At 68.0% G+C, this 8395-nt stretch carries 9 protein-coding genes; 4 read left to right on the top strand and 5 right to left on the bottom strand.

Annotated features, from left to right (window positions below):
- Positions 1-91: 91 nt before the first annotated feature.
- Positions 92-1384 (bottom strand): serine--tRNA ligase, encoded by a 1293-nt coding sequence (gene serS, locus ACIBTU_RS08285; RefSeq protein ID WP_399125159.1) that lies wholly within the window; start codon positions 1382-1384, stop codon positions 92-94.
- A 319-nt stretch (positions 1385-1703) separates the two neighbouring features.
- Here serS and ACIBTU_RS08280 point away from each other — a divergent pair, with 319 nt between their 5' ends.
- The gene (locus ACIBTU_RS08280) at positions 1704-2468 is read left to right on the top strand and encodes a hypothetical protein (RefSeq protein ID WP_399125158.1); all 765 of its coding nucleotides are present in this window, start codon (positions 1704-1706) and stop codon (positions 2466-2468) included.
- 462 nt (positions 2469-2930) lie between these two features.
- On the opposite strand, the gene ACIBTU_RS08275 is transcribed toward ACIBTU_RS08280, so the two are convergent.
- Positions 2931-3464, bottom strand: coding sequence for a TerD family protein (locus ACIBTU_RS08275; protein ID WP_399125157.1), 534 nt, complete (start codon positions 3462-3464; stop codon positions 2931-2933).
- Positions 3465-3702: 238 nt separating this feature from the next.
- Positions 3703-4164, bottom strand: coding sequence for a hemerythrin domain-containing protein (locus ACIBTU_RS08270; protein WP_399125156.1), 462 nt, complete (start codon positions 4162-4164; stop codon positions 3703-3705).
- Between the two features lie 364 nt (positions 4165-4528).
- Between ACIBTU_RS08270 and ACIBTU_RS08265 the strand changes: the two genes are divergently transcribed.
- Positions 4529-4792, top strand: coding sequence for a hypothetical protein (locus tag ACIBTU_RS08265; protein WP_399125155.1), 264 nt, complete (start codon positions 4529-4531; stop codon positions 4790-4792).
- Positions 4793-4825: 33 nt separating this feature from the next.
- Positions 4826-5560, top strand: coding sequence for a hypothetical protein (locus ACIBTU_RS08260; RefSeq protein WP_399125154.1), 735 nt, complete (start codon positions 4826-4828; stop codon positions 5558-5560).
- A 169-nt stretch (positions 5561-5729) separates the two neighbouring features.
- Here ACIBTU_RS08260 and ACIBTU_RS08255 read toward each other — a convergent pair whose 3' ends face one another.
- Complete coding sequence (locus ACIBTU_RS08255) at positions 5730-6575, bottom strand: 4Fe-4S domain-containing protein (RefSeq protein WP_399125153.1); 846 nt, start codon at positions 6573-6575, stop codon at positions 5730-5732.
- 154 nt (positions 6576-6729) lie between these two features.
- On the opposite strand from ACIBTU_RS08255, the gene ACIBTU_RS08250 reads away from it, so the two are divergent.
- Complete coding sequence (locus ACIBTU_RS08250) at positions 6730-7332, top strand: TetR/AcrR family transcriptional regulator (protein WP_399125152.1); 603 nt, start codon at positions 6730-6732, stop codon at positions 7330-7332.
- 354 nt (positions 7333-7686) lie between these two features.
- Here the strand turns inward: ACIBTU_RS08250 and ACIBTU_RS08245 are convergent, their stop codons facing one another.
- Positions 7687-8361: a DUF4232 domain-containing protein gene (locus tag ACIBTU_RS08245; RefSeq protein ID WP_399125151.1), complete on the bottom strand. Its 675-nt coding sequence runs from the start codon at positions 8359-8361 to the stop codon at positions 7687-7689.
- Between the last annotated feature and the right edge of the window lie 34 nt (positions 8362-8395).

The raw sequence follows: 8395 nt of genomic DNA, 5'->3' as shown, positions 1-8395 counted from the left end.
TACCCCCCCCCCCCCCCCCCCCCCCCCCCCCCCCCCCCCCCCCCCCCCCCCCCCCGGCCCCCCCCCCCCCCCCCCCCCCCCCCCCCCAGGACTATGCCTCCGGGGTCCCGTCCGCCGCGATCCGGCGGAAGCCGAGGTACGGGACGAGGGACTCGGGCAGGACGAGCGAGCCGTCCTCCTGCTGGCACTGCTCCAGGAGCGCGGCCAGGGTGCGGCCGACGGGCAGGCCCGAGCCGTTGAGCGTGGCGACCAGCTTGGGCTTGCCGTCCGCGCCGCGGGTGCGGATGTTGGCACGGCGGGCCTGGAAGGTACCGAAGTTCGAGACCGAGGAGATCTCCCGGTACGTGTTCTGGCTGGGGATCCAGACCTCGATGTCGTACGTGAGCTGGGCGGAGAAGCCCGTGTCGCCGGCGGGCAGCTTGATGACCCGGTAGGCGAGGCCGAGCTCCTTCAGACACGCCTCGGCGTGGCCGACCATCGTCTCCAGCTCCGCGTCGGCGGTCTCCGGGTCGACGATCTTGACCATCTCGACCTTGGAGAACTGGTGCTGGCGGATCAGGCCGCGGGTGTCGCGGCCGTACGATCCGGCCTCCGAGCGGAAGCACGGCGTGTGGGCCGTGAGCGCCAGGGGCAGCTCGGCCGGCGGGATGATCTCGTCGGCGTAGAGGTTGGTCAGCGGGACCTCGGCCGTGGGGATGAGGAACAGATCGCGGTCGGCGGCACCCGTCTTGAACAGGTCCTCCTCGAACTTCGGCAGCTGGCCCGTGCCGGTCATCGTCTTGCGGGTCACCAGGTACGGGACACCGTGCTCGACGTAGCCGTGGCGGCGCGTGTGGATGTCGAGGAAGAGCGTGGCCAGGGCGCGCTCCAGGGCGGCGCCGGCACCGCGGGAGACGGCGAAGCGCGAACCGGACAGCTTCGTCGCGCGGGCGAAGTCGAGGATGCCGGTGGCCTCGCCCAGGTCGACGTGGTCCTTCGGCTCGAACGTGAACGCCGGCGGAGTCCCCACGCGGCGGATCTCGATCGCGAACTCCTCGGAGTCGCCGTCGGGGGCCGAGTCGTCGGGGAGATTCGGGATGGTCAGGAGCAGCTCGCGGAGCTCTTCCTGCACCGCCTCCTGATCCGCCTCGATGGCTCGGATCTGGTCCTTGATCTCGCGGGCGCGCTCCTTCAGCTTGGAGATGTCCCCGCCCTGCTTGGCCGTCTGCTGGACCTCGCTCGCCACCCGCTTGGACTCCGCCCGCAGCTCGTCGGCCGAGCGGATGCTCTGGTTGCGCCGGGACTGGAGGTCTTCCAGCCGGGACAGGTCCAGGGAGTAACCGCGACGAGCGAGCCGACGTACCGCTTCGGCACCCATGTCGATCAGGGCGCGGGCATCATGCATGAGGAAGATCCTTCTTGTCCGGCGAGTGGGCTGGGGATACCAGACCGACGGTAGCAACCACCGACACCTCACTCATCCCCAATATCGACGCGCCATGAGTTCCGTGACCAGGAGAGACAGCCGAGCAACAGTCGGCGATCGGAGCGCCGGCCAACCCGTTCACCCGCGATCGTCAGTGTCTCCGTCAGCACGCAGACCGGCAAGCATCGTCTGATGCCCGATCGTGATCCACGGGTGCACAACCCCGTGGAGTCCCCGGCTATCTGAAAGGCGCTGGAGGAAAGCCTCCGGCGCTTCCGGTACAGAGATCGGGGATCAGGTGGAGAAGAAGCTCTGGAGAGCTGTCGTGGCCGTTGGCGCGGCCTCGGTGTTCACGGGCGTGGCCGCGGCGCCGGCCGGTGCGGCCGAGGGCGGGGTCTCGTTCACCCGTGTCCAGGTGAACGGCGGCAAGCCGATCGTGATCGGGGTGTCGAACGAGGTCTCGGCACCCACCTCCTTCCGGATGGCGACCACCAAGAGCTGGAAGTGGCCCGCGGTGTTCCTGTACCGCGGCAACACGGGTGATCAGCTGTGGCACGCCATCGAAACGAGCGACTGCATCACCGTCAGCTCAGGCGTGTGCGACTTCAAAGAGACCATGTACTTCGATCCGAGCGAATGGGACATGCGCAACAGCGAGGCCGGAGCCTGGAAGGTCGCGGCCGAGGTGTACTTCCAGGGCGGCGGCGGTGACACCGACGACGAGGGCCTCACCGTGTACGTCAAGCGCAACTCCCGCCTCACCGTGAACGCCTCGCCCGAGCCGGTGTCCGAGGGCGGGACCATCACCGCGACCGGGAACGTCACGCGCGCCAACTGGGAGACCAGGAAGTACGCCTCCTACGAAGGCCGTCTGGTGAGCCTGCAGTTCAAGCCCGCCGGAACCACCTCCTACACCACGGTGAAGAAGGTGTACGCGAACAGCTCGGGCAATCTCAAGACGACCGTGAAGGCAACCAAGACGGGCACGTGGCGCTGGGTGTACTACGGCAACTCCACCACCGGCCCGTCGACTTCGGCCGGGGACAACGTAACCGTGAACTGAACACCCTGGGCCTCAGCTCGCGCTGACTGACATCCGGCTCTCCTCTGCACCGTCTTCGCGGCCCGGCACCGTGGCTTCCGACCATCCGGTCCGCCGGGAACCGCCCCTACAGGCACGGGGCCGGCTTCAGCGAGCAGGGCGCGCCTTCCTCCGGCGCTCCCTCCACCACTCGACCACCAACCCACCGACCACCGCAACGACCGCCTTCGATGCCCAGGACATCGGTTCATCAGCCCCAGCCAGTGTCGCGCCGCCCCACACGATCCCGCCACACACCGCAGCCAGCGCCGCCGTCCCCAGCGTCCACCGCACCCACACCATGGCCTTCGATCCCCTTCGACTGAGCAAACGATGAAGCCCAGTCTCCACGCCGCGCGGACCTGTACCGCACTCGCCCTCCCGGTCTCCGACCGCGCCCCCTGACTCGGCGCCGCGTGCACGCCATGTGCCGCCGGGCCAGCGTTATGCCTGTCCGGAGGCACCCATCTGACGGGGAAACTCGACGGGGCCGCTGTCGAATCCCTGGATGCGTCCGTGCAGTTCCCACTCCCCCGTACTGTCACGCGTGAACTCGCCCAGTGTCAGCGCGGTAGCGGTCGGCACCGTGGAGAAGTCGTCGGCCATCAGCTCGGAGTACTTCTCCACGATCACGGCGCCCGCGTGGGTGATGTCCCCGAAGGTGCGCCGACCGCCGTCCTGGTGGATCACCACACCGACCACAACCCGTCCGTAGGACGGTGCCAGCCGGTCCAGTTCCAGGACCATCACCTCGACGAAGCCGAACCCCTGCCCGGTCTCGCTGTGCCGGGTCATGTTGATGGTGCCGTCCGGGGACCTGCTCTCCGTATGCACCACGTACACCGGCGCCCCGTGCGGGTCCTCCACCGAATAGGTGGCAGCAACGATGTCGAGGTGGCGCGGCGGCTCGCCGAACGGGCTGGGGTCCCAGCGCAGACGAACCTCCGGCTTGTGCACTCCTGTCCGGATCACTGTCACGAACGGGCACCTCCCCCACTCCGACGCAACGGCGGACACCTCTCCGCCACGGTCAAGTATCGCCCGTGACCTGCGTCTTGATGCTTCCCTAGCAGCCTTTTGTCAGCTCTTGCCCAAAGCGAAGAGTTCATGTCGAAGCCGAAGGTGCGACCAGGCGCCGGGAGACGTACTCACCGGTGAGGTGGCGACTGATTCCCGGTCGCGTCACCGGCGGGCGGCGCGACCGGGACGACGCGGATCAGCTGATCGGGCCGAAGATCTCGGTGCGGTCGAAATCGGCGTCCATGCCGTCGAGCACCGCGCCCAGCTGCTTCTCTTCGTACTTGAAGTGCGTCTCCATGACCGCCTCGATGCCGTCCAGGTGGCTGTGTGCCACCTCCGGGTCGGTCGAGTCGGCCACTGCCTTCTGCAGCCCACCGATGAGGTGCTCGATCATGTTGTGGTCCTGGCTCAGCTTCTCGACCACCGGCGCCAGGTCCGGGCGCGCCCGGAGCAGTTCAGGGAAGAGCGAGCCGTCCTCGGCGCGGTGGTGGCCGGACAGGGCGGCGCAGAAGCCGTGGCAGAAGAGCAGCAGGTCGGTGGTGGCGTCGGCGGCGTCGCCGTTGTCCAGCCCCGCTCGCGCCAGCGCCAGCGCTTTGCGCAGTTTGGCGTGCACCTGCTGCAGTTCCTTACCCCAGGCGGTGACGCGGTCAGTCGACAAGATTGGCCTCTCTGTACGACGCCTCCATGCCTGATGATCCGTCCGCCACCGGCACGCGACGCTGCCCAGAATCATAATCGCGAAGATCATCGGCAGCACTGCGGTTTTGCGGATCCGTCCTGGCCCTGGGTGTGAGGCTGGACACCAAGTCGGCGTCTGCTTGGTCCAGTTGGGCGGGCGATCACCGGCGGAGGGTTGCGTCCCGATACTGCGGTCGCGATGTCACCGAGGAGCTCGATGCCGTGCCCGTATGCCCGATTCGGACTCGCCGACCCCGCACCTCACACCTCAGCGTAGATTTCCTGAACTTGAGATAATTTCACGAGATTGCTCTAGGTTGACGGAGTCGACGAGAGGGGAAGTCATGGCGGAGAGCACTGATACCGGCACGCCGCGCGTCCTGCGGATCAGCTTCGAGTTCCACGTCCCACGCACCCTGCGGAAGAACATCCACGGCTCCAGGATCAACACCGCTCTGGACACCCTGGCCGGCCGCGTCGTCGGACTCGCCGAGAGCCTCTTCCCCTGGGCCGACAGGGTCTCGGTCCGCAAGGAATGGCTCTACAACTGGACCGACGAGTGGGAGGACATCAAGCTTCCCGCCACCGAGGACAACACCCCGGCGTAGCTGAGGCGTGCAGCGCCGCTCAGGAGGATCTTTATGGATGAACAGCCCGTCACCAGCCATCTGACACCTCTGCAGGGAGCCCGGGACGGTCAGGTCTACTTCCAGGCGCACGAGGTGAGCGCCATGCTGCGCAACATCGCCGGCTCCTGGTCCTCCTCGTCCGCCGATGGCGACCCGGTGTGGGACTCGCCCGGGCAGGACCCGGTCACGCTCGACGGACCGACCGTGCAGACGCTGGCCCAGGTGCTCGCCCGGCAGGCCGATCAGATCGACATGCAGTGCATCTCGATGACCTCCGCCGACCCCGCGAACCCGTCCCAGCACCGCGCAGACGAGGCCGGGTCCGCCCCGCAGGACGAGTCGACTGATGCGACGGCGCTCGAGCACGGTGCCTTGCTCCTTGGAACGGCTGAACGCGTCTTCGCCACGTTCACCGGTCACCGTCACGACACGGACCTGTCCCGCCAGGTCATCGAGGTACTCGCTCAGGCCATCGACGACCCCGCCACGTACGGCGAGCAGTTGGAGGCGTTCGCGGAGAAGTTCCGTGAGCGTCTGGAGGCCGCCTACGCCGACTACGGTCCCGGCCGTGCGCACGCCGCCCAGGACGGCCGGTACGTGCTCGCCGGTCAGCCGGAGGGCCTGATCGTCTGGGAGCGGCTGTCCGCGATCCGTTCCCGGATCCGCCTGAAGATCGCCTGGAGCCACAGCGATCTGCCGGTGAGCATGCTCGACGACATGGCACAGGCCTGGGGTATGACCCTGTGACAGCAACAGGAGGAACCGTCCTGCGGCCGCATCAGGTCGAGGCAGTCGACGCGATGGTCCGGACGCCGCAGTCGGTCTTGTTCTGAATCCGTCATGCACGGGTAGTGGCGGACGGGAACTTCTTGGTGTCGAGGGTGGATCCCGGATAGAAACCGTGCGCGTGGACGTGCTACTTGTCCGCCAGATCGCGCCGCAGGCGAGTGACCAGGGCCTGCAGTCGCCGGCTCATGTCGCCCGGTTCGAGCGTCGGGCTCATCGTGCCGTGGGTGGGAATGACCCGTGTGAACTCGAAGGTGCCGAGCCGCTGGAGCGAGTCGATCTGGGTGGGCCAGGAGTACCAGCACACGGATGGTTCCGCACCGAGGTCCTGACGGTGAGGGTCCCAGCCGAGCGAGTCGCCGGTGAACATGGTGCCGTCGTCACTCAGGTACATGACGTGCCCCTCCGTGTGTCCCGGAGTGGGGATCGCCAGCATGCCGGCGGCGACCTCACAGGTGTCGGCACTCGTCAGAATCCGGTCCGCGAAGGGGGCGGCATCAGCGTCGGCAGCATGGATGACCACTTCAGCCCCAAACGCATCGGCATAGCGCTCGGCGTCGCCCACGTCGTCGCGGTGCGTCAGCAGGATCGCTGCGATCCCGCCGAGCGACTCCATCCAGGCGCGTAGCGACGGGGTGAAGCGCGGCGCGTCGACGAGGAGGTTGCCCGCGGCGTGCTGCACGAGGAAGGCGTTGCCGCCTGCGGTCTTGGGCGAGTTGGAACCCGTCCGCCAGATGGCGGATGCGATCTCCAGGGGGTGGTGTCGGCGCCACGTCACGCCGGATTCGGTGCCGATCGACCGGGACGGGCACACCTCGGCGGCGAGCTGGGCCTGCACGATCTCGTCCTCGGTGGCCGGCTGGCGGGTCATGACGAATTGCCTGCCGTCGGCGGCCGGCCCGAACAGTGCCGGCGCCAGCGAGAAGGAGCCTCCGCAACCGATACAGCGGTCGTCGACGAACCAGTCTCCAGCCACGCTCTCAGGGTGGCGCCGGTCTCCGCGAGCCATGGTCGTACCTCCTCCGAGCAAAGGGTCACCAGGGGAATCAACCTAACACCGAGTGGAACACCAGTGTTCCACTAACGAGCATCAATGTTCCTGATCGGGACTCGGCACTACGATGTCCGGCATGAAGGAGCCCGGACCCGAGGCCGCGGGAACACGGACACGCACTCGTACACGCCGCGCCATTCTCAGCGCGGCCGCCTCCGCGCTCGGCCGCGACTATCACGCCACGCTGGCCGATATCGCAGACGCCGCCGGTGTCGGCCGCACGACACTGCACCGCTACTTCGCCGACCGCACCACGCTCATCAACGCAGCCATCGAGGATTCCATCGCGGCGATCGACGAGTCGGTCGCCGGCGCGGCCATCGATCAGGGCTCCCCTATCGAGGCGATGCGCAGACTGGTCACCGCGATGGTGGCGGTCGGCGACCGACTGGTCTTCCTGTTCGGCGATCCGCGCGTACTGGAAGGCCGCGGCGCGGCAGCCACACCAGAGCCTCTCGATGACCCGGTGATCACTCTCATCAAGCGCGGGCAGGCCGAAGGCGTCTTCGACCCCGACGTCACTCCCACCTGGATCCAACGTGTGCTCTGGTCGTTGGTGTACACCGGATACCAGGGGGCCGACGCCTGCGGCCTGGCGAGGCACGGCATTGTCTCCGCCGTCATCCGTACGCTCGAGAACGGCATCCACACTCCCACCCCGGAGCACCACCACACATGAGCCGCATGGTGCGGTGGTTGCTCGACAACTCCCCCGTGAACGCAGCAGCGGACGCCTCCTCCCAGACGGCCAGCAGCCCCTGTCCACCGCCCTGAGGGACCAGGCCCGGACGCCCGGGACCACGGCAAGGACCCGGCTTCGCGCTCGAAGCAGCTCAGCAGGTCTGCGTTATCCAGGAGTTCGGCATTGATGGTCTTCAGCGCCACCTGGCTCGCGGAGCCGACACGCTCCGCCGGACGCACGGCGCATGCCGGTGGAGCACCCGCAAGACCACGGCCCAGCTCCGTGGCAGGGCGTGAAGAGGCGGGAAACCAGGGAATCCACAATCCTCTCCCTTCCGGGAGAGGATGGCCGTCACTGCTTGCCGTAGCCGACGGGGTCGACCGTGACGCCCGGACCCGTCTCCGAGCCGTCCGTCACCGGGATGCTGAGGCTGATCCGGACCGTCTTGGAGTGCGTCTCGTTCGGCGGGGTCACGACCAGGGAGACGATCCGGACGCCGGTGCCGCCGGTGTTGTTGGGCGGGGTGTGCAGCGTGAAGCGGGTGGTCTCGCCGCCGCCGAGGACGACCTCCTGCGCGGTGTTCGCCGTGCGGTCCGCGCTGATCGTGTCGCCGTCCGAGGTCTTCAGGTCGACGCCGGGGAAGCCCTTGAGCGAGCAGGCGTCGCTGTCGTTCTTCAGGCTGACCAGGACGTCGCCCTCGCCCATGCCGTGATTGGCGGTGATGGTGAGATTGGCCGTCTTGCACGGGCCGGTGTTGATCTGGCCGCCGCCGCTCCCCTTGTCACTGCCGTCGTCGCTGCCGTTACCGGAGTCGCCGCCCTTGCTGCCGTCGTCCGTGGCCGTACCGCCGGTGCCGCCGGTGCTCTCCGAGGGGGCCGCGGAGTTCTCGGCGGAGGGCGAGGACGCGGTGTCCTGCGACGGGGCGGCGTCGGTGTTGCCGTCCTGGCAGGCCGTCAGGGTCAGGCCCGCGAGGACGGCCACGGTGGCGAGGGTCAGCTTCTTCGTCAGCTTCGGCTGGACGCGCATCGGGACTTCCTTGCTGTGGTGTGGGAGGTGGTGC

Source organism: Streptomyces sp. NPDC050145 (assembly GCF_044460245.1).
Classification (GTDB): domain Bacteria; phylum Actinomycetota; class Actinomycetes; order Streptomycetales; family Streptomycetaceae; genus Streptomyces.
Note: the sequence above shows the minus strand (reverse complement) of the source record. Positions and strands in the feature narration are given on the sequence as shown.

Coding starts and splice junctions, on each gene's coding strand:
- ACIBTU_RS08260 (WP_399125154.1), top strand. CDS start 4,826: ATGGATGAACAGCCCGTCACCAGCCATCTGACACCTCTGCAGGGAGCC.
- ACIBTU_RS08245 (WP_399125151.1), bottom strand. CDS start 8,361: ATGCGCGTCCAGCCGAAGCTGACGAAGAAGCTGACCCTCGCCACCGTG.
- ACIBTU_RS08250 (WP_399125152.1), top strand. CDS start 6,730: ATGAAGGAGCCCGGACCCGAGGCCGCGGGAACACGGACACGCACTCGT.
- serS (WP_399125159.1), bottom strand. CDS start 1,384: ATGCATGATGCCCGCGCCCTGATCGACATGGGTGCCGAAGCGGTACGT.
- ACIBTU_RS08265 (WP_399125155.1), top strand. CDS start 4,529: ATGGCGGAGAGCACTGATACCGGCACGCCGCGCGTCCTGCGGATCAGC.